The following is a 25,524-nucleotide window of genomic DNA, read 5'->3' as shown; positions in this document are numbered from 1 at the left end:
GAGCGGGCCGCGCGGCGACGCCGGCTCCGCAGCCGCCGACACCGGGGGCGGGGGAGAACGCAGGGGGATACGCCGGGGATGCGGGGTCGAGGGGACCTGGCGTGCCTGGGGGACATGGCGGGTCCGGGGGGTCTGGCGGGTCCGGGGGACCTGGCGGGTCGGAGGGGACCGGCGGGGCCGGGGGGCGACCTGGCGGGTCTTGGGGCGGTCCTGGTTCCGGCCATGGCCTGGCGACGCCCGGGGCGCCTTTGCCGGGTGCGCCGATGCCGGGCGCCCGGACTCAGGGTGCGCGCATGCCGGGCATGCCGGGGCCGGGTGGACGTATGCCGGGTGCGCCGACACAGGGCGGGGCGATGCGTGGCGCGCCTGGGCGGGGCGTACCGTCGCGGGGCGCGCCGGCGCAGGGCGCGGCCACCAGGCCGGTCGACGCGACGCCGGCGCAGGGTGTGCCCCGGTTCTCCGACGGCACCCCGGCCCATGGCGTACCCCGGGCGTTCGACGGGACTCCGGCGCAGGGTGTGCCGCGCCTCCCCGACGGCACGCCCGCGCGTGGCGTCCCCCGTGTCCCCGGCGGCACCCCCGCGCACGGCGTCCCCCGGGTCCGCGGTGGCCATCCCGAGCAGCGGGAAGCCGGCGGTGGCTGGGGCGAGTTGGCCGGACCCGGAGCCGGGCGCGGGCGTCCTGCGGGGCCGCAGGTCGCAGGAGTTCCCCTGCCGCGCCAGCGGAAGGCTCCGTCGGCCGGCCCCCGTCAGGACTATCTGGACGCCTTCGAAGGCTTCGACGGTGACGGCGACGGCCCCCGCGACGACGTCTTCGTGCGCCCCCGGAGGGCCCCCGACCGGCCCGCCGACCCCTCCGCCGCAGCATCGGCCGGCTCCACCGCTGCCGCGGCTCCGTCCGGCGCCCGGACGCCGGACGCGGACGTCGCCACCGACGACCAGCCCGACCGCGCCAAGGGCACCAAGGGCGGCAGGGGCCGCACGTTCACCGGTATCGCGGCCGCCGCCGTCACGACCGTGCTCGCGGTCATCGTGGCCGGGCAGGTCGCCGGCGGCCACGGCGACGGCGTACACGCGCAGTCGGCCACCGACCAGGCGCGCGACGCCCGTGACTCCGCCTCGCGCGGCGACAGCCGGCCGAACGCCTCGGTGCCGCTCGCCCCGCTGACGTACGAGCAGAAGATGGCGCGGAAGTACCCGCTCGGCGCCACTCTCAAGGGGCCGGGGACCTTCGAGGCGGTCCCCGGCGCCGACAAGGCGCCCGGCAAGGGCCAGAAGTACACCTACCGCGTGGACGTGGAGCAGGGCCTCGGTCTCGACGGCGCGCTGTTCGCCGAGGCCGTGCAGAAGACGCTGAACGACCCCCGCAGCTGGGCGCACGGCGGCGCGCGCACGTTCGAGCGCGTCTCCTCGGGAAAGCCCGACTTCGTCATCACACTCGCCAGCCCCGGCACCACCGCCACCTGGTGCGCCAAGTCGGGCCTGGACACCACCGAGGACAACGTCTCGTGCGACTCGGCCGCCACCGAGCGCGTGATGATCAACGCGTACCGGTGGGCGCAGGGCTCCCCGACGTACGGTGATCAGATCCACGCCTACCGGCAGATGCTGATCAACCACGAGGTGGGCCACCGTCTCGGCCACGGCCACGTCAGCTGCGACAAGGACGGCGCACTCGCCCCGGTCATGCAGCAGCAGACCAAGTTCCTCGATCACGACGGCATCCACTGCCTGCCCAACCCCTGGCCCTACCCGGGCAACTGACGGCATCTGACGGCGCGCGCGTCCGCCCTCCCCGAGCCGGGAGGCGGCGGCGCTCGGCACGGCGTGCCGGATGACGGTTCGCAACCGCGTGATCTCTTAGCGCGACCGAACGCGACCCGCACGGGAAAGTTACGACCGTTCACCCCTTTTGGTGGGGGGGGGGGCCCCCCCCCCCCCCCCCCCCCCCCCCCCCCACCGCCTTGTCCGCATACGTTCGTCCCGCTGCGAGCCGCCGGACCAACGGCGGCTCCCCACACGGAGATCGGGGGTGTACGCGTGCGCATCGGACTGGTCACGGAGGGTGGCTACCCGTTTCTGAGCAGTGACGCCGGGCCGTGGTGCGACCGGCTCGTGCGCGGGCTCGGGCAGCACGAGTTCGACATCTACGCGCTCAGCCGCAGTCGGTGCCAGGAGGACGAGGGCTGGGTTCCGCTGCCGCCGCAGGTCAGCAGGGTGCACATGGCCCCGCTGTGGACGGCCGAGGACGACGGGGTGAGCCACGGGCGCCGCGCGCGCCGGCGGTTCACCGAGTGCTACGGCGAGCTGGTGGCCGCGATCTGCGCGGAGCCGTCCGCCGCCCCGGCACACGCCACCGAGGCGGTGCACGCCCCCGAGGCGGACCGTTTCAGCAACGCGCTGTACGGCCTCGCCGAGCTCGCCCGTGACGAGGGCGGACTGGTCGGCGCGCTCCGCTCGGAAGGGGCGGTACGCGCCCTGGAACGCGCCTGTCGCGCGCCCGGCGCGCTGCGCACCGCGCGGGATGCCCGGGTAGCGGATCTCCTCACCGTCGCCGCCCACCTGGAAAGCGCGCTGCGCCCCCTCTCGCTCGACTGGTACGACGACGCCGGGCTCGGCTCGGCCGACGTGTGCCACGCCGCCTCCGGTGGTCCGGCCGCCCTGCCCGGCCTGCTCGCCGGCCACTTCTTCGGCGTACCCCTGCTGGTGACCGAGTACGGCGTCCGGCTGCGCAGCCACTATCTGGAGCACGGCGCCGACCGGGAGGCCGCGCCCGTCGTACGGGCCCTGCTCGCCGCCTTCCACGGGCGGCTCGCCACCGAGGTCTACCACCGGGCCGCCTGCGTCACGCCCGGCAACGCCCACGCCCGCCGCTGGCAGGAACGCTGCGGCGCCGGCCGGGACAAGCTGCGCACCGTCTACCCGGGCATGGACGCGAGCCGCTTCGCCGAGGTGGGCGAGGCGCCGGACGCCGCCGACCCCGGCACGCTCGTGTGGGTCGGCCGGATCGAACCGGCCAAGGACCTGGTGTCGCTGCTGCACGCGTTCACCGAGGTCCGCAAGGAGGAGCCGGGCGCGCGTCTGCGGATCGTCGGCCCGCCGGCCGGCGCCGAGGGCGAGGCGTACCTGGCGCACTGCCGGGCGCTCGCCGCCCAGCTCTTCCCGGACGAGGCCGACGGACTGCACGCCGTCGGGGACAACCCCGTCTCCTTCGAGGAGATCGGCGGCCCGGAGCTGCCCGTCCTCGCGGACGCCTACGCTGCGGGCGCGGTCGTCGTGCTGTCCAGCGTCGTCGAGGGCTTCCCGCTCGGGCTCGTCGAGGCCATGTTCTGCGGCCGCGCGACCGTCTCCACGGACGTCGGCGCGGTCGTGGAGGTCATCGGCGGCACCGGCCTCGTCGTACCGCCGCGCAACCCGCGGGCGCTCGCCGAGGCGTGCGTGGCGCTGCTGCGCGACCCCGAGCGCCGTGCGCGCCTCGGCGCGGCCGCACGCGCGCGTGCGCTGGAGCTGTTCACCGTCGAGCAGAACGTGGCGGCATTTCACGGCATTTACCTGGAGCTGGTCTCCCGCTGTCCGGTCAACCGCGTCGTCCTCGACGACACCGGTGAGCCGCTGCCGTTCGGTGTCCCGGCCGAGGCGCATGTGCCGGGCCGCTGGACCGACTCCGGCGCCCGGGTGGTGGCCCGCGGCGGCCCCGGCTGGGCCGCGGCACCGGTACGGGCGGCGTCCCGGGCGGGCACCGCGCCGGTCCCGGCGGGGGAGGCGGCGCGATGAGCGACACGGGAGAGTTCGACCGCCCGGGGACGCCCGGCAGCCCCGGCGCGTGGGACACGCGGTCGGCCCAGCTGCTGGACGAGGGCGGGACGGAGACGTCCGCCGCCGGCACGCGGGGAGCCGGGAGCACCCCCTCGGGCGCGGCGCGGCCGGACGTGCGGGAGGGCCCCGCGGCCCTCACGGCCTCCGCCGCCTCCCCGGACCGCAAGCCGCTCGCCCCTCGGCGCGGAGCCGTGGACCCGGTCAAGGCCCTGATGCACCGGCACCGTGAGCTGTGCGAGCGGGCCGTCGACCCGCTGGAGATCGCGGCCGGTCTGGAGGCGCACGGCGTCACCGACCGCACCGCCGCCCGCTTCCGCCACCGGGACGTCTTCTCCCTCGCGGAGGAGATGTACGCGCGCGTGCCCCGCACCGGCGACACCCCCGCGCCGCCTCCGGCCGTCACCACACCGGAGCGGCCGCGCACGGCCTGGCTGCTGCTCTCCGTGCTGCCCGGCACCCTGTGCGCGGCGACCGTGGCCGGTCTGCGCCTCACCGACGGCCGCGGCCGCCTGCTCGTGGCGCTGGCCGGCGTCCTCGCCACGGCCGCCGCGCTGCGGGCCGTCCTGCGCCGGGGGCCGCTCGGCGCCCCGCACCGCCCCCACCCGGGCGTGCGCCCGGCGGGCACCCGCGCGTGGACCTGCTGGCTGCTCGCCTACGCCGCCCTGGGTGACGCCCTGCTGTCGGACGCCGTCTCCGGAGGCCCCGACGGCCTGCCCGACGGCACCGCCACAGGCGCCTGGCCCCTCGCCGCCGCCCCGGTCCTGGCGCTCGCCCTCGCCTGCGCTCCCGCCGCCTGGTGCGCCCACCTCCTCTCGTCCCGCGCACGCCGCAAACTCGCCGCCAGCCGCGGCCTGGAGGAGTTCGCCGCCGCCGTACGGCCCCTGCTGCTCGGCGTCTTCGCCCTCTTCCTCGCCGCGCTCACCGCCCTGCTCACCCTGTGCGCGGCGGTCCTGGGCGAGAGGGCCGGGTACGCCCAGGCGCTCACCCTCGGCGCGCTCCTGCTGCTCGCCCGGCTCCTGGCGACGCACGGGGCCACGCGCGCCCCCGGGCTCGTCCTCGCCGTCACGGCCGGCTGCGAGGCCGCCGTCCTGGCCGTGGTCCTCACCGCCCGTCTGCCCGGCTGCGGCTTCCTGGCGACCCCGGTCGAGGCACTCCTCGACGCCCTCGGCCCCGGCGGCGTTCCCGCCCTGCTGTGCGGGGCGGCCGCACTGACCCTGCTGATCCACGCGACCCGCACCCTCACCCGGGCCTCGGCCCACGCGCGAGCGGACCACCACCGGTGAGCCGCCGGCAGCCCACCCCCCACCGGGCCGCACGTCATCGCAACACCCCTGAAGGAGAAGACCAGATGATCACCTCCCGCGAGGACTCGGCCCGGGGAGCCGCCCGATGAGGGTCCTGCTGATCGGAGCCAACGGTTTCCTCGGCCGCTTCGTCGCCGACCGCCTGCTCGCCGACCCGGCCGTCCAGCTCACCGCGCTCGGCCGCGGCGACGACGCCGACGTCCGCTTCGACCTCGCCAGCGGCAGCCCGGGCGCGCTCACCCGCTTCCTCGACGCCGTGCACCCCGGAGTCGTCATCAACTGCGCGGGCGCCACCCGCGGCGGCGCCCGCGACCTGACCCGGCACAACACCGTCGCCGTCGCCACCGTCTGCGAAGCCCTGCGCCGCAGCGGCTGCGGCGCCCGCCTGGTGCAGATCGGCTGCGGCGCCGAGTACGGCCCCAGCCAGCCCGGCTCCTCCACCGCCGAGGACGCCGTGCCGCGCCCGGGCGGCCCGTACGGCGTCAGCAAGCTCGCCGCCACCGAACTGGTCCTCGGCTCCGGCCTGGACGCCGTTGTCCTGCGGGTGTTCTCGCCCGCCGGGCCCGGCACCCCGGCCGGCTCCCCGCTCGGCCGGCTCGCCGAGGCCATGCGGCGCGCCATGCAGTCCGGCGACGGCGAACTCAAGCTCGGCGGCCTCGGCGCGCAGCGGGACTTCATCGACGTCCGCGACGTCGCCCGCGCCGTGCACGCCGCCTCGCTGTCGGCCGCGCAGGGCGTCATCAACATCGGCTCGGGCCGCGCCGTGCGGCTGCGCGACGCCGCCGCGATCCTCGCCCGGGTCGCCGGATACGGCGGCGCGCTGCACGAACTGGACGGCCCGCCCGGTCCCCTCAGGTCGACGATCGGCCACCCGCGCGCCGACTCCGACCACGTGACCCCGGTCGCATACCCCTACCCCGACGGCTGCGGCAGCTGGCAGCAGGCCGATGTGCGCACCGCGCGCGACCGGCTGGGCTGGCGGCCGCGGATCAACCTCGAGGAATCCCTCGCCGACATCTGGATGGAGGCGGCATGCCGCATCTGACCAGCACGACCGCGGGCACCGCCGGCACGGTCCTGCACACCGGCCTCGGCCTCCCCGGCCTCGCCCACCCCCTGGTCGCACCGGCCGAGTGGGGCGAGCTCACCCGGCCCGGCACGCCGCTGCACTGGGTCGTCCTCGACGTCTCCGACGGCCCCGGCGCCCGCCCCGACCCGCACTGCCTGGCGGCCGCCGGCCGGCTGCGGAACGCGGGCGTGCGCGTCCTGGGCCGCCTGGACGCCGCACGCGCGGCCGGCGATCTGCTCGAGGATGCCGAGCGCTACCTCGACTGGTACCAGGTCGACGGCTTCCTGCTGCACCGCTGCCCCGTCGACCGCGCCGACCTTCCGGCCGTGCGGCGCACGGTCTCGGCGCTGCGCGCCCGGCGTGACGATGCGCACATCGTCCTGGACCACGGCACCCACCCGTACCCCGGCTACGCCGAGAGCGCCGACCAGCTGGTGACCTTCAGCGGCGCCTGGAGCGACTACCGCTGGTCGCAGGCGGCCGAGTGGACCGCGGACTACCCGCCGGAGCGCTTCTGCCACTTCGTGCACGGCGTGCCGCACCCGCACCTGGAGGAGGCGCTGCGTATCGCCCGCTGGCACGGCGCGGCAACGATCTGGTTCACCGACCGCGTGGCCGGCGGCGGCCGGGGCCGCGAGACGGAGGCGTGGACGACGATGCCCGGCTTCTGGGACGACATCGTCTCGCGTATCGGAACAGGTGTCTCGGAATGAAAAAGACCATGGCACTGTTACGGGGAGAACAACCGTAGTGATTGACCGACCAACGGAGTCCCCGTGTCGTTGCCACCCCTGGTCGAGCCAGCAGCTGAGCTCACCGTAGACGAGGTCCGCCGGTACTCCCGCCACCTGATCATCCCCGACGTGGGGATGGACGGGCAGAAGCGGCTGAAGAACGCCAAGGTGCTCTGTGTGGGCGCCGGCGGCCTGGGCTCGCCGGCGCTGATGTACCTGGCCGCCGCGGGCGTCGGCACGCTCGGCATCGTGGAGTTCGACGAGGTCGACGAGTCGAACCTGCAGCGCCAGATCATCCACAGCCAGTCCGACATCGGCCGCTCCAAGGCCGAGTCCGCGCGTGACACGGTCAAGGGCATCAACCCGTACGTGAACGTGATCCTTCACGAGGAGCGGCTCGAGGCCGACAACGTGATGGACATCTTCAGCCAGTACGACCTGATCATCGACGGCACGGACAACTTCGCGACGCGTTACCTGGTCAACGACGCGTGCGTGCTGCTGAACAAGCCGTACGTGTGGGGCTCGATCTACCGCTTCGACGGCCAGGCCTCCGTCTTCTGGTCGGAGCACGGCCCCTGCTACCGCTGCCTCTACCCGGAGCCCCCGCCCCCCGGCATGGTCCCCTCCTGCGCCGAGGGCGGCGTCCTGGGCGTGCTGTGCGCGTCCATCGGCTCCATCCAGGTCAACGAGGCCATCAAGCTCCTCGCGGGCATCGGCGAGCCGCTGGTCGGGCGCCTGATGATCTACGACGCCCTGGAGATGACCTACCGCCAGGTCAAGGTCCGCAAGGACCCGAACTGCGCGGTCTGCGGCGACAACCCGACCGTCACCGAGCTCATCGACTACGAGGCCTTCTGCGGCGTCGTCTCCGAGGAGGCCCAGGAGGCGGCCGCCGGTTCGACGATCACTCCCAAGCAGCTCAAGGAGTGGATCGACGACGGCGAGAACATCGAGATCATCGACGTTCGCGAGCCCAACGAGTACGAGATCGTGTCCATCCCGGGCGCCCGTCTCATCCCGAAGAACGAGTTCCTCATGGGCACTGCCCTCGAGGGCCTCCCGCAGGACAAGAAGATCGTCCTGCATTGCAAGACGGGTGTCCGCAGTGCGGAAGTCCTCGCGGTCCTGAAGTCCGCGGGCTTCGCCGACGCGGTCCACGTCGGCGGCGGCGTCATCGGCTGGGTCAACCAGATCGAACCGGACAAGCCGGTGTACTGATCACCTCTCTCGCTCACCAGCGAGACTGACGAAGCCCACCGCTCTGACCAGGTCGGATGCGGTGGGCTTCTGTCGTTGCCGGTCGGCTTCGGCTGACCTTGGACGGTCCGGCGACGGCCCGGGAACGGCACTCGGCAGCCGGCCGGAGGCTCAGTCGCCTGCGAACCACAGGTAGCTGCCCGGGGTGGCAGCGCACTGTTCCAGCATCGCTCTGAGATCGTCCAGCGCAGCGAGCTGACGCTCATCAGCGCAACTCCGCCTCAGACCGGGGATCTCCTGGAGGGCGGCCGCGGCCTCTTGCTCGTTCATCAAGGTGTCCCCGTAGGGATCGACGGCGGTGAGCCTCCCGGACACTCCGGCGAGTTGGAGCGAGCCGAGTGCGTCGGCCAGTGCGTCGCCGTGCCCGTAGGAACTCCGCAGGAGCGTTACGCGGGATGTGCGCCAGTTGTTGCTAGCCGGCCGTGACGAGTGCAGCTCCAGATCAATCCCCATGCCTCATGATGACGTGCCGCGCTGCTACCCCGGTGTACTGAGCAGCGCCCCCGGTGTGAGCGGCCAGGGTCCCGGGTGCCTTCCGCGGCGCTCGGAGCCCCCGCCGTCTTCATGTGCAGACCGTGCCGGGCTTCGGCAGCGTGCCCTTCAGCAGGTACGCGTTCACCGTCGTGTCCACACAGTCGCTGCCGCTGCCGTACGCTCCGTGGCCCTCGCCCTTCCAGGTGAGCAGGGTGCCGACGTCCTTGCCGAGTTCGTCGGCCATGCGGCGCGCTCCCTCGTACGGCGTGGCCGGGTCGCCCGTGTTGCCCACGACCAGGACGGGGGCCGCGCGCGGGGCGCTCACCTGCGGTGTGTCGTACTGGCCCGGGACCGGCCAGTCGTGGCACCAGCCGGCCGTGTCCCAGGCGAGGAAGGGGCCGAAGACGGGCGAGATGCGGGTGAAGGAGGCCAGGCGCTGCCTGGTCTGCTGCGGCGTCGGGCGCTCCTTCTCGTCCAGGCAGGATATGAGCCGCTGGGAGTGGGACGAGGTGCCGTAGTGGCCCGAGGCGTCGCGTTCGTTGTAGCCGTCGGCGAGCGCCAGCAGTTCCGTGCCGTCGCCGCGTTCCGCTGAGCCGAGCGCGCTGGTCAGGTTCGGCCAGCTCTCCTTGCTGTACAGCGGCAGGACGATGCCCGTCACCGCGAGCGTCTGGGTCAGCTTCCGGCCCGAGGCGGTGGGCAGCGGACGGGTGTCCAGCCGGTTCAGCAGGTCGGCGATCTCACGGGTGCCCTGCTGCGGGTCCTGGCCGGTGGACTTCAGGTAGTCGTCCAGCGCCCGCTGGAAGCCGCGGGTCTGGTTCTGCGCGTGGCCCACCGTGTCGGCGCTCGGGTCGACCACCGCGTCGAGGACCAGCCGGCCCACGGTGCGCGGGAACAGGTGGGCGTAGACGCCGCCCAGCTCGGTGCCGTAGGAGATGCCGAAGTAGTGCATCTTCGCGTCGCCGAGGACCTGGCGCATCAGGTCCATGTCGCGTGCGGTGTCGGTGGTGGAGGCGTGCGCCATCAGCTCGCCGGCGGCCTGTCGGCAGCCCTTGCCGAAGGCGGTGGCGTCCGCGAGGAACGCGCGCTCCTCCGCCGGTGTGTCCGGTGTGGCGTCGATCGCCTCGGCGGCCTCGATCTGCCGGTCGCCTCGGCAGCGCACGCCCTTGCTGGCACCCACTCCGCGCGGATCCCAGCTGACCAGGTCGTAGTGTTCCCGCAGGCGCGAGACGAGCGGTGCGTACGACGGCATGCCGGCCACGCCGGAGCCGCCCGGGCCGCCGAAGTTGAACAGCAGTGAGCCGATGCGGTCGCCTCCGTCCGCCTTGGCCCGGATCAGGGCGAGGCCGATCGTCCGGCCGCCGGGACGCGACCAGTCCAGCGGTGCCCTGAGCGTGGCGCACTGCCACTCGCCGCTCGGCGCTGGGGAGTCGGCGGTGCTCTTGCAGCGGCCCCAGTCGAGTTTCTGCGCGGTGAGTGCCGACGGCAGTCCCGCCGCCGTGTCCGGGGCGGTGGCCGAGGGGTGCGTGGCGCTCCCCTCGGGTTTGCCGCCCTCGGGTGACGAGCCGCCGTCGCAGCCGGACAGCAGCAGCGCGGCAGCGGCGGCGAGCGCCGCCCACCGGATCGGACGTGCCATGTGCCTTACCCCCTCGTGGACCGTCCGCACCGGGCGGCGAACGGCGGTCAGGCCATCGTAGGTTGATCGGGCACGGCCCGGTGGACCCTGTGGATAACCCCGTGACCTGGGGTTTCGGTGCGGCCCAGGCTCAGGAGCAGACCGTGCCGGCCGGCGGCACCTTGCCGTCCAGCAGATAGCCGTTGACCGCGGACTGCACGCATTTGTTCTTGCTGTCGTAAGCGCCGTGCCCCTGCCCCTTGTACGTCAGCTCCACACCGACGCCCTTGCCGAGGGCGTCCACCATCTTGCGGGCGCCCTCGTACGGCGTGGCCGGGTCGCCGGTGTTGCCCACGACGAGGATCGGGGCCGCGCCGGGTGCGCTGACGTCGGGGTGGTCGGCGGCGCCGGGCACCGCCCAGTCGGTGCAGCTGACCATGCCCCAGGCCAGGAAGTCCCCGAACAGTGGTGAGGCGGCCCGGAAGGCGGGCAGCTCCTTCTGCACGTAGTCGGCGGTGTAGCGCGCTTTGTCGTCGGCGCAGTTGATGGAGACGTTGGCGGCGGTGATGTTGCTGTACTCGCCGTTCTCGTTGCGCCCGTTCATCGAGTCGGACAGGGCCATGAGGATCCTGCCGTTGCCGCTGTAGGCATCCTGGAGTCCCTCGGTGAGGTAGTCCCAGAAGTCCTTGGAGTACAGGGCCTGCGCGATGCCGTTGGTGGCGGCGGTCTGGGTCAGCTGGCGGGGGAAGATGCCCGGGATCGGTTTGCGGTCGAGGTCCCTCAGGAGCTTGGCGATGCGTTCCTCGACGGCCTGCGGGGTGTCCCCGAGCGGGCAGTCCTCCGTCTTGGAGGTGCAGTCCTTCGCGAAGTTGTCCAGGGCGAGCTGGAAACCCTTGGCCTGGCCGAGCGCGCCCTGCTCGGCGTTCTGCGTCGGGTCGACGACCGCGTCGAACACGGCCCGTCCGACGCGCCGGGGGAACAGGTGGGCGTAGACGCCGCCCAGCTCGGTGCCGTAGGAGATGCCGAAGTAGTACAGCTTGGCGTCGCCGAGGACCTGGCGCATCAGGTCCATGTCGCGGGCCGCGTCGGTGGTGCGCACATGCGGCAGGACCCGCTTGGAGTTGTGCTCGCAGGCCGCGTTGAAGTCCTTCGTGTTGTCGAGGTACGTCGTGCGCTCGGCGGTGTCGTCGGGAGTGGCGTCCTGCTGGAAGTAGGCGTCCAGCTGCTCGTCGTTCTCGCACTTCACCGGCGTGCTGCGGCCCACCCCGCGCGGGTCGAAGCTGACCAGGTCGAAGCGGGTGCGCAGGGTGGCGTAGTCCTGGCCGAAGGCGGGCAGCGTGGTCACCCCGGAGCCGCCGGGGCCGCCGAAGTTGAAGAGCAGCGAGCCGATGCGCCGGTTCTGCGGACCGCTGGCCTTGGCCCGGATCAGCGCGATGCCGATCGTGTCGCCCTTGGGGTTGGCCCAGTCGAGGGGGGCCTTCATGGTCGCGCACTGCCACTGGCCGCCGTTCGGCAGCGCGGAGGGGGCGTTGCCGCCGCCCTCCGCCTGCGAGGGCGCGGGACAGTCCTTCCAGCTCAGCTTCTGATCCGTCAGGTCCTCGTCCTTGTTGTCGTCACCGCAGGCCGTCAGGGCTGCCGACAGCAGCAGGGCGGTGGCGGTGAGGGCGGCGGCGCGCAGCCGGGAGGGGTTGGGCATGATCCCATCGTGCGGCCACGTGCGCCCACGCGCGCGGGGCGCGGGCCGTTGGGGGGACGACAGGCCGGCCTCTCTTGCCCGCGGGGCTTCACCGAGTCCGCCGCGGCCGGCCGTGGAGTCCGCCGCGAGTCCTACAGCGCTCCCTTGCGCGTGAGCTGGTTGAACGCCAGCCAGCCCGGCAGCACCGGAAGCCACAGCGTGAGAAGGCGGAACAGCAGCACCGCGGGGGCGGCGACCTCCTTGGGCAGCCCGACGGCGATCAGGCCCAGCGTCAGGGACGCCTCGACGGCACCCACACCGCCCGGGGTGGGCGCCGCCGAGCCGAGCGCGTTGCCGGCCAGGAAGACGACGGCGACGCTGGCGATGCTCAGCGAGGCCGAGCCGTCGCCGAAGGCGCGGATGGAGGCGTCCAGGCACATCACGAAGCAGGCGGTGAGCAGCAGCATGCCGCCGATGCCGGTGACGAGCTTCTGCGGCCGCTGCAGCACGTCCAGCATGCGCGGGATGACGCCCGCGAACAGCGACCGCACGCGCGTGACGATGAACTTCCGCAGGAACGGCACCGACGTCACGACGAGCACGAGGACCGCGACGGTCAGCAGACCCGCGATGACCGTGCGGGACGGCGAAAGCGACGGCGTCTTCTCGGTGCCCGTGAGATAGCCGAACGACAGCAGCATCAAGATGTGCGCCCCGAGGCCGAACAACTGCGAGGCGCCCACGCTCGCCACCGCGAGCCCCGGCCGCACCCCCGCGCGCTGCAGGAAGCGGGTGTTCAGGGCGACGCCGCCCACCGCGGGGGGAGCGACGATCTTCACGAAGGACCCGGCGACCTGCGCGGCCACCGTCCGCAGGAAGGGCACCCGCTCGGGAACGAAGCCCAGCAGGCTCATCGCCGCGGCGACATAGCTCAGTGCGGAGAAGAGCACGGCCGCGGCGACCCAGCCCCACTGGGCGTTGGCCACGAGCGGCCCGAACTCGATGTGGGTGAGCTGGGTGAGCAGGAAGTACGCGCCGATGGCGCCGGCGATGAAGCTGATCAGCGTGCGCGGCCGCACCCGCTCCAACCGGGCGGGCTCGACCGGCGCCTGCGGCCTGATCAGCAGGACCTCGTGCCGGATCTGGCTGAGCAGATCCTCTTCGCGGGCCTCTTCGCGCGCCTCCTCCAGCGCCTCGTCGATGGCCCGCTTCTCGGCCCGCGCATGCGCCCGGACGGCCTTCTTGTCGGCCATGTCCGGCAGGGTGGAGCCCTCTTCGTGGGCCTCGGCGCGGGCCTCCTTGGCGTGCTTGGCTGCCGCCAGGACCGCATCGCGCTCGCGCTGGGCACGCTCGCGTGCCAGTCTGCGCAGCGTCGCGCGCGTGGAGCGGGTCAGCGCGATCGGCTGCAGCATCGGCAGGCAGTCGGCCACGGTGTCGGGGCCGAGGACGCTCACCGCGCAGGCCACCGCCCGCTCAGCGCCCACCCGCAGGCCCAGTGTGGTCACGAGCTGGGCGACGTCCATACGCAGCAGCAGATCTCCGGCCGCGATCTCGCCACCGCGCAGGTCGGTCAGGATCACCCTGCCGGAACGATCCACCAGAATCGCGTCACCGGCGAGCCTGCGGTGCGCGATGCGCCGCGACTGCAGGGCGCGCACCTGGTGCCAGGCGTTGAGCAGCAGCTCGTCGGTGATCTCCTCGTCGGCCAGCGAATCCAGCGTGCGTCCGCCGGTGTGCTCGTAGACGAGCATGACGGCGTCGGGGCCGAGCTCGGAGGTGGCGATCAGCTTGGGCGCGTTGGCGCCGGCGGCGATCGCGGCGTAGGCGAGCAGGGCCTCCTGCTCCAGGGCCTGGCGCAGCGACTGCAGGCTGCTGCGGGTGGCGAAGCCGCGCAGCGTCAGATTGCGCCACGCGCGGTAGAAGAAGCCCTGGGCCTGCTGTTCACGGTCGACGACCGTGACGTCCAGCGGCGGGCCGTCCTCCAGGGTGACGAAGTAGCGCCGGCCGCGGTCGCCGTTCTCGGCGGTCTCCGGCGCCTCCTCGCGGGCGGCGCTGACGGGGTGGAAGCCGACGGTCCGCAGGCCGGCCATCAGGGTGCGGCCGGTGGGGCGGACGTTGGGCGAGCCGACCGCGTACAGGGTGCCGTAGGCCACGGTCCAGCCGATGAGCACCGTCAGGATGATCGAGAACGGTGTCGTGTAGCCCGTGACGAGCATCGAGAAGGCGTCGAGGAGCAGCACGATCCACAGCACGGCCCGCCAGCGCGGCCTGCGGGACATGCCGACGGCGGTCATGTAGGCGATGACCGGGGCGAGGTAGCCGTGCACCGGGTCGGTCAGTGCGTGGATGTCGCCGGGGGAGGGCTGGGTGAGCGCCTCCTGGATGGAGTCGGGGGCGGCCTTGGCGACCCACAGGTCGGTGGCCAGTGTCACGCCGTGTGCGAGGACGGCGGCGAGGACGCCGTCCGCGATGCGCAGCCCGTCCCGCTTGATCAGCCGCTCGATCGCGAACGCGACGGGCACCAGCAGGATCGCGATGCTGGAGGCCAGGCCGGCGATCTTGATGAGCAGGTCGGGCGCCTGTCCGGTGCCCTTGTTGATGTCCTGTTCGAGGCCGGAGGTGGTGCCGTGGGCGAACGCGGCGATGCCCAGCAGGACGACGACGGCGAGCACGCCCACCGCCAGCCGCATCAGGTCGGAGGGGCGGTGCACGCGCGCGGGGAGCAGCGGTTCGTCGCCCTCCACCTCGTCGATGTGCGTCACGTCACCTGCTTCGTCACCGCCGCGCGAGGCATCCGGGGTGTCCGCGTCCTTGGTGTGCCGCACGGGCCGGTCGCCCTTCGTGGGCACGTCGTCCTTGCCGGCGTTCGCGGGCTCGCCGCCCTTGTCGCCACTGCCGCCGGTGCCCGGGCGCGACGCAGCGTCAGAGGTGCCCTCCGCGTCCCCGGGGTGCACGCCCTGCTGCTTCATCGCCTCTTCTTGATCTCGTATCACCGGTCACCGCCCGCACGATGGTGGCATGCCCCACCGACACATGGGGGCATCAGGGTGCAGATGCGGGGGCGCACAGTCTGCCGGAAGCACCGCCCGGGGCGAGGGTCACCCACCGTGTGGAGTCGGTCACCCTGTCGGTGGGGTGGTGCAGGATGGGACGAATGAGCGAGCAGAGCCTGCCGGACGACGCCCGTGCGGAGTACGCCGCCGCCCGCCCGGAGGACGCCGGTGCGCTCCCGGAGTACGCCGAGCGGGTCCTCGAGGTCGCCGAGCTGATCCCGCCGGGGCGCGTCATGACGTACGGAGATGTCGCCGAGTGGCTTGAGGAGGGCGGCCCCCGCCAGGTCGGCCGGGTGATGTCCCTGTACGGCGGCGCCGTCCCCTGGTGGCGTGTCGTGCGGTCCGACGGGGTGCTGCTGCCGGGGCACGAGCAGCGGGCGCTCGCCCGCTACCGCGCGGAGGGCACACCGCTGAAGCAGGCGAGCCGGGCCGCGCAGGGCCATCTGCCGCGCCTCGACATGAAACGCGCGCGGTGGGACGGCGGCGGACGCGCTGACGCTCACATCTGACAGCTTCCGCCATGCCGCCCGCCCCTGTGTGACATGTGACCCGTACGGGTGAACAAGGGCACGAGCGTGGCATGACGTACGTTCGAGGGTCGAGGGACTCGCGTGACATGAGCGTCTGACGGGAAGAAGCGGAAGTCCTGCTTCCGCCCGACCGTCCGGCGTAGCGTCACCTGCGCGTGTCCCCCTCGGCCCGCGGCCACCCCCACGCACACGCGGGTGGCCGCACCACCAGCACACCCACCAGGACCGGCGAACCACGTGAGCTCCTCTTCCTCCACCAGGCGCCTGCCGCACCCCCAGGTGCGCCAGGGGAGCCGTGGCGCCTACCGACTCCTGCGTACCCCGCCAGACCGCCCGGACCCCCCTCGTCTGGACGCCGCCCAGCGCGCCGTGGTTGACCACGAAACCGGCCCGCTGCTCGTCCTGGCAGGTCCCGGCACCGGAAAGACCACCACCCTCGTCGAGTCCGTGGCCGCCCGCGTCGCCCGCGGCGGTGACCCCGCGCGCGTGCTCGTGCTGACGTTCAGCCGCAAGGCCGCCGTCGAGCTGCGTGACCGCATGGCGCTGCGCATGGGAGCGCCCCGCGCCCCCCAGGCGACCACCTTCCACTCCTTCTGCTACGCCCTCGTCCGTGCCCACCAGGACAGCGAGCTGTTCGCCGAGCCGCTGCGGCTGCTGTCCGGCCCCGAGCAGGACGTCACCGTCCGCGAGCTGCTCGCCGGCGAGATCGAGCTGGAGAAGCTCGGCCTCGCGCACGTGCGCTGGCCGGACGAACTGCGCGCCTGCCTGACCACGCGCGGCTTCGCCGACGAGGTCCGCGCCGTCCTCGCCCGCAGCCGGGAACTCGGACTCGGGCCCGACGCCCTGGACGCCTTCGCCCGACGCATCGGGCGCCCCGACTGGCGGGCTGCTGCCGCGTTCCTCGCCGAGTACCTGGACATACTCGACCTGCAGGGCGTCCTCGACTACGCCGAACTGGTCCACCGCGCGGTGCTCCTCGCCCGGCGCCCGGAGGTCGCCCGCGAGCTGGCCGCCCGGTACGACGCCGTGTACGTCGACGAGTACCAGGACACCGACCCCGCACAGGTACGGCTGCTGCGCGCGCTCGCCGGAGGCGGACGCGACCTCGTGGCCTTCGGCGACCCGGACCAGTCGATCTACGCCTTCCGGGGCGCCGACGTGAACGGCATCCTCGACTTCCCGCACGCCTTCCCGCGCGCGGACGGCCGCCCCGCCCCCGTCGCGGTGCTGCGCACCTCCCGGCGCTCCGGGGCGGCCCTGCTCGCCGCCACCCGGCTGATCACCCAGCGGATGCCGCTGACCCGGCTGCCCGCCGAGAAGGTGCGGGCCCACCGCGAGCTGACGCCGGTGCGTGACGGCGGCCGCGTCGAGGTGTACACGTATCCGACGCCCGGCACGGAACTGGACAACGTCGCCGACATCCTGCGTCGCGCCCATCTGGAGGACGGCGTCCCCTGGCGTGACATGGCCGTCCTGGTGCGCGCGGGCGGCCGGACCATCCCGGCGGTCCGCCGCGCCCTCACCGCCGCCGGCGTCCCGCTGGACATCGACGGCGACGACCTGCCCCTGCGGCACGAACCCGCCGTGGCGCCCCTGCTGGCGGCCCTGCGGGCGGTGGCCACGGCGGAAGCGGGCGCAGCCTCTGAGCCCCGAGGGGTCGAGGAGGCCGCCGACTCTGCCGAAACTCCGGGGACCGGGGAGGCGACCGAGCCCGAGTCCGACGCGCCACAGGGCCCCGAGGACGGCGCCGTCGCGGGCCCCTGCTGGCTCGACACCGAGACCGCCCTCACCCTGCTCGCCTCGCCGCTCGCCGGTATGGACGCCGCCGACCTGCGCCGTCTCGGGCGCGCCCTGCGCGAGGAGGAACGCGCCGCCGGCAACCCGCTGCCGCCGCCCTCCGACGACCTGCTCGCCCGCGCCCTCGCCGAGCCCGAACGCCTCGCCGTGCACGACCCGACGTACGCGCGTGGCGCCCAGCGCCTCGGCGCGCTGCTGCGCAAGGCGCGCGAGCGGCTGGCCGGCGGCGGTACCGCCGAGGAGGCGCTGTGGGACCTGTGGGAGGGCACGCCCTGGCCCGGGCGTCTGGAGCGGGCCGCCCGGCGCGGCGGCGCCGCCGGCCGTAACGCAGACCGCGACCTGGACGCGGTATGCGCGCTGTTCGCGACCGCGGCGCGCGCTGAGGAGCGCACCGGTGGCCGGGGCGCGCTGAACTTCCTCGAGCAGATCGAGGCGGAGGACATCGCCGCCGACACCCTCACCCGGCGCGCGGTGCGCGCGGACGCCGTCCGGCTGATGACCGCCCACCGCTCCAAGGGACTGGAGTGGCGCCTGGTCGTCGTCGCGGGCGTTCAGGAGGGCCTGTGGCCGGACCTGCGCCGGCGCGGCTCCCTGCTGGAGGCCGACCGCATCGGCCGCGACGGGCTCGCCCAGCCCCTCACCCCGGCGGCCCTGCTCGCCGAGGAACGCCGTCTGTTCTACGTCGCCGCCACACGCGCGCGTGAACGCCTCGTCGTCACCGCGGTGAAGGCGCCCGCCGACGACGGAGACCAGCCCTCTCGTTTCCTCACCGAACTCGGCGTCGAGCCCAAGGACGTCACGGGCCGCCCGCGCCGCCCCCTGTCGGTCGCCGCCCTGGTCGCCGAGTTGCGAGCCACCACCGTCGACCCGCGGGTCTCGGACGCGCTGCGGGAGGCCGCGGCGCAGCGCCTGGCCCGCCTCGCCGCGCTCGCCGACGAGGACGGCCGCCCCCTGGTGCCGTCCGCGCACCCCTACCGCTGGTGGGGCATGTGGGACCCGACCGAGTCCAAGGTGCCGCTGCGCGACCGCGACCAGCCCGTCGTGCTGTCCGGCAGCGCGCTGGACCAACTCGCCAACACGTGCGCCCTGCAGTGGTTCCTGGGCCGCGAGGTCAAGGCCGACGCCCCCGCGACCGCCGCCCAGGGCTTCGGCAACGTCGTCCACGTCCTCGCCGACGAGGTCGCCTCCGGGCACACCCCGGCCGACCTCGCCGTGCTGATGGAACGCCTGGAGACGGTGTGGAACGCGCTCGCCTTCGACGCGCCGTGGAAGTCGCAGCAGGAGAAGGAGAACGCGCGCGTGGCGCTGGAGCGCTTCCTGCAGTGGCACGTCATGGACCGCGGCGGCCGCACCCCGGTGGCCAGCGAGCACGACTTCGAGGTCACCCTGGAGGCGGGCGAGTACGCGGTGCGCATCCGCGGCCAGATGGACCGCGTCGAGGCCGACGGCGACGGCCGCGCCTACGTCGTCGACTTCAAGACCGGCAAGCAGGCCCCCAGCTCGGCCGAAGTGGCCCGCCACCCGCAGCTCGCCGTCTACCAGCTCGCGGTCCGCGAGGGCGCCGTCGACGAGGTCTTCGACGGGGTGCGGCCCGAGCCGGGCGGTGCGGAGCTGGTCCAGTTGCGGCAGGGGGCCGCGAAACGGGACGGCGGTGAGGCGCTGCCGAAGGTGCAGGCACAGGAGCCGCCGGAGGGTGAGTGGGTCGGTGAGCTGCTGGCGACGGCGGCCGGCAAGGTGCTCGACGAGCGGTTCGCACCGAGCGCCGGCCAGCACTGCACGCACTGCGCGTTCCGTGCCTCGTGCAGCGCCCGGCCGGAGGGCCGCCAGGTCGTGGAGTGAGCCCCGACGGCCGCCAGGGCGTGGAGTGAGCGGCGTGACGTACCGCACCTCCTGGGCTGACCTGCGTTTCTTCCGGCACGGAAGGTGAGTGGGGCACCCGCTGTCAGTGCCCGCCGCTAGCCTCTCTCGATGTGTCCGCACATATCACCGACCCCGAGCAGCTCAAGGAGCTCCTCGGCATCCCGTTCACCCCGGAGCAGACGGCCTGCATCACGGCGCCGCCCGCCCCGCAGGTGATCGTGGCCGGCGCCGGGTCCGGCAAGACCACGGTGATGGCGGCGCGCGTGGTGTGGCTGGTCGGCACCGGCCAGGTCGCCCCCGAGCAGGTCCTGGGCCTGACGTTCACCAACAAGGCAGCCGGCGAACTCGCCGAACGTGTCCGCAAGGCGCTGATCAAGGCCGGCGTCACCGACCCCGATGTCATCGACCCGGACAACCCGCCCGGCGAGCCGGTGATCTCCACCTACCACGCCTTCGCCGGCCGCCTGCTGACCGACCACGGCCTGCGCCTCGGCCTGGAGCCCACCTCCCGCCTGCTCGCCGACGCCAGCCGCTATCAGCTCGCCGCACGCGTCCTGCGCGAGGCGCCCGGTCCCTACCCTGCGCTCACCCGCTCCTTCCCCGACCTGATCAGCGACCTGCTCGCGCTCGACGCCGAGCTCGCCGAACACCTCGTACGCCCCGAAGCACTGCGTGCCCACGACGCCGAACTGCTGCTCACCCTGCAGAGCGCCAAGCTCTCCAACGCCGACCTGCGAAAGGTCCCCGAGACCGCCGCAGCCCGCCGCGAGCTGACCGACCTCGTCCGGCGCTACCGCAGCGCCAAACGCGAACGCGACCTGCTCGACTTCGGCGACCAGATCGCGCTGGCCGCACAGCTCGGGGAGGTGCCCGAGGTGGGCCGCCTGCTGCGCGAGGAGTTCCGCGTGGTGCTCCTCGACGAGTACCAGGACACCTCCGTCGCCCAGCGTGTGATGCTCGCCGGGCTCTTCGGCGGCGGCAGTGGGCATCCGGTCACCGCCGTCGGCGACCCCTGCCAGGCCATCTACGGCTGGCGCGGCGCCTCCGTCGCCAACCTCGACGACTTCCCCGACCACTTCCGCCGCGCCGACGGCCGCCCCGCCACCCGGCAGGCGCTCAGCGAGAACCGCCGCAGCGGCGGCCGCCTTCTCGACCTCGCCAATCACCTCGCCGAGCCGCTGCGCGCGATGCACGCGGGCGTGGAGGCCCTGCGCCCCGCCCCGGGCGCCGAACGCGACGGCATGGTCCGCTGCGCCCTGTTGCCCACGCACGCCGAGGAGATCGACTGGATCGCCGACTCGATCGCCCACCTCGTCCACACCGGCACCCCGCCCGGCGAGATCGCCGTCCTGTGCCGTACGGCGAACGACTTCGCCGAGATCCAGGGCGCGCTCGTCGCCCGTGACGTCCCCGTCGAGGTCGTCGGCCTGTCCGGCCTGCTGCACCTGCCGGAGGTCGCCGACCTGGTCGCCGTGTGCGAGGTCCTCCAGGACCCCGGCGCCAACGCCGCCCTGGTGCGCCTGCTCACCGGCCCGCGCTGGCGCATCGGCCCCCGCGACCTGGCGCTGCTCGGCCGGCGCGCCCGGCTGCTGGTGTCCGCAACGCGCGTGGGCGACGACGACCCGGACCGGCGCCTCGCCGAAGCGGTCGAGGGGGTCGACCCCTCGGAGGTGATATCGCTCGCGGACGCCCTCGACACGTTCCTCGAAGCTCCCCTGGCGGAGGACGACGACGGGCTGCCGTTCTCGCCGGACGCACGCGTGCGCTTCGCCCGCCTCGCCGCCGAACTGCGCGACCTGCGCCGCTCCCTGTCCGATCCGCTGATGGACGTCCTGCACCGGATCCTCGCCGTCACCGGCCTGGAGGTCGAGCTGTCGGCGTCCCCGCACGCGCTGGCCGCCCGCCGCCGCGAGACGCTGTCCAACTTCCTCGACGTCGCCGCCTCCTTCGCCGCCAACGACAGCGAGGCCACCCTGCTGGCGTTCCTCGGCTTCCTGCGCACCGCCGCCCAGTACGAAAAGGGGCTCGACAACGCCCTGCCCGGCGGGGAGAACACCGTCAAGGTTCTCACCGCGCACAAGTCCAAGGGCCTGGAGTGGGACGTCGTCGCCGTGCCCGGCCTGGTCACCGGCACCTTTCCCAGCGGGCAGGGGCGCGAGAAGTGGACCGCGCAGGCCAAGGTGCTGCCGCACGCCCTGCGCGGCGACGCCGACACCCTGCCCGACGTGCAGGCGTGGGACGCGCGCGGCATGAAGGCCTTCCACGAGGCCATGAAGGACCACCAGCACACCGAGGAACTCCGCCTCGGCTACGTCACCTTCACCCGGCCCCGCTCCCTGCTGCTGGGCTCCGGCCACTGGTGGGGCCCCACCCAGAAGAAGCGGCGCGGCCCGTCCGACTTCCTGCTCGCCCTGTACGAGCACTGCGTCGCCGGGTACGGCGAGATCGAGGCGTGGGCCGACGAGCCGGAGGAGGACGAGGAGAACCCCGCCCTGCAGCGGGCCGGGATCGAGCAGGCGTGGCCGCTGCCCTTGGACGAGGCCGCCCTCGCCCGGCGCCGGGCCGCCGCCGCGACGGTCCTCGCCCACCTCGACGCCCTCGCCGCGGGCGACGCGACGGCGACGCACGACCCGGACACGTACGACGACCCCGACTGGCCGCCGCCCCCCGAGGACGTCGAGCCGTACGACGAGCCGCCCCCTGTGGACCCGGCCGACGCCGCGCCGCCGTTCGCCGAAGCCGATCCGTTCGCCGAAGCCGATCCGTTCGCCGAAGCCGACCCGTTCGCGGACGACCCGTTCACGGATGACGCGGACTGGGACGCATGGCCCGCCGAGCGCCCGACGGTGCCCCACCAGGCCACCGCGCCTGACCCGGCCGCCGACCGGTCTCCGGCCCCCGCGCCCGAGCCGCCCGCCGACCTGTCCCCGGCCCGCGCGCCCGAGCCCCCGGCTCCCCGCCCCCGGGCCGGTGAGCCGGACACCCTCGGCCCCGCGGATCCCCGTGCCTCCGAGGGCCGCCTCACACCCGAGGAGGCCCGCGTGATCGCGTCCTGGGACCGCGACCTCGACGCCCTCACCGGGGAGCTCCTGCGCGCCCGTGAGGCCGTCACCGACGTACCCCTGCCCGCGTCGCTGACCGCCTCGCAGCTGCTGCGCCTGGCCGCCGACCCGGACGGCTTCGCGCAGGACCTGGCGCGGCCCATGCCCCGTCCGCCGCAGCCGGCCGCCCGGCGGGGCACCCGTTTCCACGCGTGGGTGGAGGCCCGCTTCGAGGCGCTGACGCTGCCCCTGCTGGAGCCGGACGAGCTGCCCGGCGGCGATGCCGAGATCGCCGACGAGCGCGACCTTCAGGCGCTCAAGGACGCCTTCGAACGCACCGAGTACGCCCACCGCACCCCCTACCGCGTGGAGGCGCCCTTCCAGCTGTCCCTGGCCGGACGCGTGATCCGCGGCCGGATCGACGCCGTCTACCGCAACGGCGACGGGGACGACGCGACGTACGAGATCGTCGACTGGAAGACCAACCGCCACCGCGACGCGGACCCCCTCCAGCTCGCCGTCTACCGGCTGGCCTGGGCCGAGCAGCAGGGCATCGATGTGGAATCGGTCACGGCGGCGTTCCTGTACGTGCGCACCGGGCAGATCGTGCGACCGGACGATCTGCCGGACCGGGCCGCGCTGGAGCGGCTGCTGACGGCGGAACCGGCCACCGAGGCCGGTACGCGTACGTGAAGGTGTGACGAACCGCCCAACCAGGATGTCACTCGGTGCCGATAGGCTCGTGACCATGAGCCAGACCCCGGACAGCGCCGTCCGCCAGTACATCGAGCAGCACCGTGCCGCCTTCCTCGACGACCTCGCCGTATGGCTGCGCATCCCGTCCGTGTCGGCCCAGCCCGACCACGCTCCCGATGTACGCCGCAGCGCCGACTGGCTCGCCGCCAAGCTGAAGGACACCGGCTTCCCGACCGCCGAGGTCTGGCCTACCCAGGGCGCGCCCGCCGTCTTCGCCGAGTGGCCCTGCGACGACCCCGACGCCCCCACCGTCCTCGTCTACGGCCATCACGACGTCCAGCCCGCCGCCCGCGAGGACGGCTGGGACACCGAGCCGTTCGAGCCGGTCGTGCGCGACGGCCGTCTGTACGCGCGGGGCGCCGCCGACGACAAGGGCCAAGTCTTCTTCCACACGCTCGGGGTGCGCGCCCACCTGGCCGCGACCGGCCGCACCGCCCCGGCCGTCCACCTCAAGCTGCTGATCGAGGGCGAGGAGGAGTCCGGCTCCCCGCACTTCCGCGCCCTGGTCGAGGAGCGCGTCGGCCGGCTCACCGCCGACGCCGTGATCGTCTCCGACACCGGCATGTGGGCCGAGGACACCCCGACCGTGTGCACCGGCATGCGCGGCCTCGCCGAGTGCGAGATCCACCTGTACGGCCCGGACCAGGACATCCACTCCGGTTCCTTCGGCGGTGCCGTGCCCAACCCGGCCACCGCCGCTGCCCGCCTGGTCGCCGCGCTGCACGACGAGCACGCACGCGTGGCCGTCCCCGGCTTCTACGACGGCGTCGTCGAGCTGACCGACCGCGAGCGCGAGCTGTTCGCCGAGCTGCCCTTCGACGAGCAGCGCTGGCTGGGCACGGCCAAGTCGTACGCCGCCCACGGCGAGGCCGGCTACTCCACCCTGGAGCGCATCTGGGCCCGCCCCACCGCCGAGGTCAACGGCATCGGCGGCGGCTACCAGGGCCCCGGCAGCAAGACGATCATCCCGTCCTCGGCCATGGTCAAGCTCACCTTCCGGATGGTCGCGGGGCAGGACCCCGCCCACATCGAGAAGGTGGTCCGTGCCTGGGCCGCCGATCAGGTGCCCGCCGGGATCCGCCACGAGATCACCTTCGGCGGCGCCACGCGCCCGTGCCTGACCCCGCTGGACCACCCGGCGCTGCAGTCCGTCGTGCGCGCCATGAGCCGCGCCTTCGAACAGCCCGTCCGCTTCACGCGCGAGGGCGGCTCCGGACCGGCCGCCGACCTGCAGGAGGTCCTCGGCGCCCCGGTGCTGTTCCTCGGTATCTCCGTCCCGTCCGACGGCTGGCACGCCCCGAACGAGAAGGTCGAGCTGGACCTGCTCCTCAAAGGCGTCGAGACCAGCGCGTACCTCTGGAGCGAGCTGGCGGCCGGCCTGCGCGATGCGCCCTGACGCCGGTGCACCCGACCGGGCGCCCTCGCACCGGGGGCACACTGTAAGCACCGCCCGCGGAGCCCGTCCGGACCCGGTCGCCGCATGCCGTACGAACCGCTGAACCGCCCGCCGACCCAAACCGTTCCACCGGGGGAGTTGGAAGCACCCGTGACCACCTGGACCGACCGCACCGCCGACCGACCCATCTCGCTCACCGCGCCCAGTGGCATCGACCGGGCCGCCCACCACCGGCTCGACGAGGCCTGGCTCGCGGCGGCGTGGAGCCACCCCTCGACGCGCTGTTTCGTGGTCTCCGGCGGCCAGGTCCTCATCGACGAGACGCCCGACGGCCGCACCGAGCTCGTCATGACGCCGTCGTTCGAGGCCCCCCTCACCGAGGCGCACCGCTACTTCCTCGGCATCGACGAGGACGGCGTCAGCTACTTCGCCCTGCAGAAGGACGCGCTGCCCGGACGGATCGACCAGTCCGCGCGCCCGGCCGGCCTGCGCGAGGCCGGGCTGCTGCTCTCCCCGCGCGACGCGGGGCTGATGGTGCACGCCGTCGGCCTGGAGAACTGGCAGCGCACCCACCGCTTCTGCTCGCGCTGCGGTGAGCGCACCGTCATCGCCGCCGCCGGGCACATCCGCCGCTGCCAGGCCTGCGGCGCGGAGCACTACCCGCGCACCGACCCGGCCGTGATCATGGCGGTCACCGACGAGGAGGACCGCATCCTGCTCGGCCGGCAGGTGCACTGGCCCGAGGGCCGTTTCTCCACGCTGGCCGGCTTCGTCGAGCCCGGCGAATCCATAGAGCAGGCCGTGCGCCGCGAGGTCCACGAGGAGGTCGGCGTCAGCGTCGGGCCCGTGGAGTACGTCGCCAGCCAGCCCTGGCCGTTCCCGTCCAGCCTGATGCTCGGCTTCATGGCCCGCGCCACCTCGACCGCCATCGACGTCGACGGCGACGAGATCCACGAGGCCCGCTGGTTCTCCCGCGACGAGCTGACGGCCGCCTTCGAGGCGGGCGAGGTCATGCCCCCGTACGGCATCTCCATCGCCGCCCGCCTGATCGAGCTGTGGTACGGCAAGCCGCTCCCGACGCGGGGCGTGTGAGGCACGACCGGCACGACACGACCGGCATGACGAAGGGGTGGCCGTCCCGCACGGGG

At 73.8% G+C, this 25,524-nt stretch carries 15 protein-coding genes; 11 read left to right on the top strand and 4 right to left on the bottom strand.

Annotation, left to right across the window (positions count from 1 at the left end; genetic code table 11):
* Positions 1-263: 263 nt before the first annotated feature.
* The 6 genes from ACZ67Q_RS09030 to moeZ all read left to right on the top strand — a co-directional run bounded on the left by ACZ67Q_RS09030 (position 264) and on the right by moeZ (position 8,143).
* Positions 264-1,763, top strand: coding sequence for a DUF3152 domain-containing protein (locus tag ACZ67Q_RS09030; protein WP_471178403.1), 1,500 nt, complete (start codon positions 264-266; stop codon positions 1,761-1,763).
* A gap of 276 nt (positions 1,764-2,039) precedes the next feature.
* Positions 2,040-3,773 (top strand): DUF3492 domain-containing protein, encoded by a 1,734-nt coding sequence (locus ACZ67Q_RS09025; protein WP_471178401.1) that lies wholly within the window; start codon positions 2,040-2,042, stop codon positions 3,771-3,773.
* Complete coding sequence (locus ACZ67Q_RS09020) at positions 3,770-5,098, top strand: hypothetical protein (protein WP_471178398.1); 1,329 nt, start codon at positions 3,770-3,772, stop codon at positions 5,096-5,098. The genes ACZ67Q_RS09025 and ACZ67Q_RS09020 overlap by 4 nt, the downstream gene beginning before the upstream one ends.
* Positions 5,099-5,204: 106 nt before the next feature.
* A complete protein-coding gene (locus ACZ67Q_RS09015) occupies positions 5,205-6,164 on the top strand; it encodes an NAD-dependent epimerase/dehydratase family protein (protein ID WP_471178396.1) in 960 nt (319 codons plus the stop codon).
* Entirely contained in the window at positions 6,152-6,901 is a 750-nt protein-coding gene (locus ACZ67Q_RS09010) for a spherulation-specific family 4 protein (RefSeq protein ID WP_471178393.1), read from the top strand. The genes ACZ67Q_RS09015 and ACZ67Q_RS09010 overlap by 13 nt, the downstream gene beginning before the upstream one ends.
* A 63-nt stretch (positions 6,902-6,964) precedes the next feature.
* On the top strand, positions 6,965-8,143 hold the full coding sequence (moeZ, locus tag ACZ67Q_RS09005; RefSeq protein ID WP_471178391.1) for an adenylyltransferase/sulfurtransferase MoeZ: 1,179 nt from the start codon (positions 6,965-6,967) through the stop codon (positions 8,141-8,143).
* Positions 8,144-8,293: 150 nt separating this feature from the next.
* On the opposite strand, the gene ACZ67Q_RS09000 is transcribed toward moeZ, so the two are convergent.
* The 4 genes from ACZ67Q_RS09000 to ACZ67Q_RS08985 all read right to left on the bottom strand — a co-directional run bounded on the left by ACZ67Q_RS09000 (position 8,294) and on the right by ACZ67Q_RS08985 (position 14,912).
* Positions 8,294-8,635 (bottom strand): hypothetical protein, encoded by a 342-nt coding sequence (locus ACZ67Q_RS09000; RefSeq protein ID WP_471178388.1) that lies wholly within the window; start codon positions 8,633-8,635, stop codon positions 8,294-8,296.
* A gap of 109 nt (positions 8,636-8,744) precedes the next feature.
* The gene (locus ACZ67Q_RS08995; protein WP_471178386.1) at positions 8,745-10,289 is read right to left on the bottom strand and encodes an alpha/beta hydrolase; all 1,545 of its coding nucleotides are present in this window, start codon (positions 10,287-10,289) and stop codon (positions 8,745-8,747) included.
* A gap of 130 nt (positions 10,290-10,419) precedes the next feature.
* A complete protein-coding gene (locus ACZ67Q_RS08990; protein WP_471178384.1) occupies positions 10,420-11,964 on the bottom strand; it encodes an alpha/beta hydrolase in 1,545 nt (514 codons plus the stop codon).
* 131 nt (positions 11,965-12,095) lie between these two features.
* Positions 12,096-14,912 carry a lysylphosphatidylglycerol synthase transmembrane domain-containing protein gene (locus ACZ67Q_RS08985; RefSeq protein WP_471178381.1) on the bottom strand — a complete coding sequence of 939 codons (2,817 nt, stop codon included), beginning with the start codon at positions 14,910-14,912 and terminating at the stop codon, positions 12,096-12,098.
* Between the two features lie 185 nt (positions 14,913-15,097).
* Here ACZ67Q_RS08985 and ACZ67Q_RS08980 point away from each other — a divergent pair, with 185 nt between their 5' ends.
* The 5 genes from ACZ67Q_RS08980 (at position 15,098) to nudC (ending at position 25,468) form a co-directional block, all read left to right on the top strand.
* Entirely contained in the window at positions 15,098-15,505 is a 408-nt protein-coding gene (locus ACZ67Q_RS08980) for an MGMT family protein (RefSeq protein WP_471178379.1), read from the top strand.
* A 258-nt stretch (positions 15,506-15,763) separates the two neighbouring features.
* Positions 15,764-19,162 (top strand): ATP-dependent helicase, encoded by a 3,399-nt coding sequence (locus ACZ67Q_RS08975; RefSeq protein WP_471178377.1) that lies wholly within the window; start codon positions 15,764-15,766, stop codon positions 19,160-19,162.
* Positions 19,163-19,293: 131 nt separating this feature from the next.
* Positions 19,294-22,917 (top strand): ATP-dependent helicase, encoded by a 3,624-nt coding sequence (locus ACZ67Q_RS08970; protein WP_471178374.1) that lies wholly within the window; start codon positions 19,294-19,296, stop codon positions 22,915-22,917.
* Between the two features lie 55 nt (positions 22,918-22,972).
* Positions 22,973-24,376 carry a dipeptidase gene (locus ACZ67Q_RS08965; RefSeq protein ID WP_471178372.1) on the top strand — a complete coding sequence of 468 codons (1,404 nt, stop codon included), beginning with the start codon at positions 22,973-22,975 and terminating at the stop codon, positions 24,374-24,376.
* Positions 24,377-24,526: 150 nt separating this feature from the next.
* Complete coding sequence (gene nudC, locus ACZ67Q_RS08960) at positions 24,527-25,468, top strand: NAD(+) diphosphatase (RefSeq protein ID WP_471178370.1); 942 nt, start codon at positions 24,527-24,529, stop codon at positions 25,466-25,468.
* The last annotated feature ends 56 nt before the right edge of the window (positions 25,469-25,524 follow it).

Source organism: Streptomyces sp. NPDC036813 (genome assembly GCF_055609245.1).
Note: the sequence above shows the minus strand (reverse complement) of the source record. Positions and strands in the feature narration are given on the sequence as shown.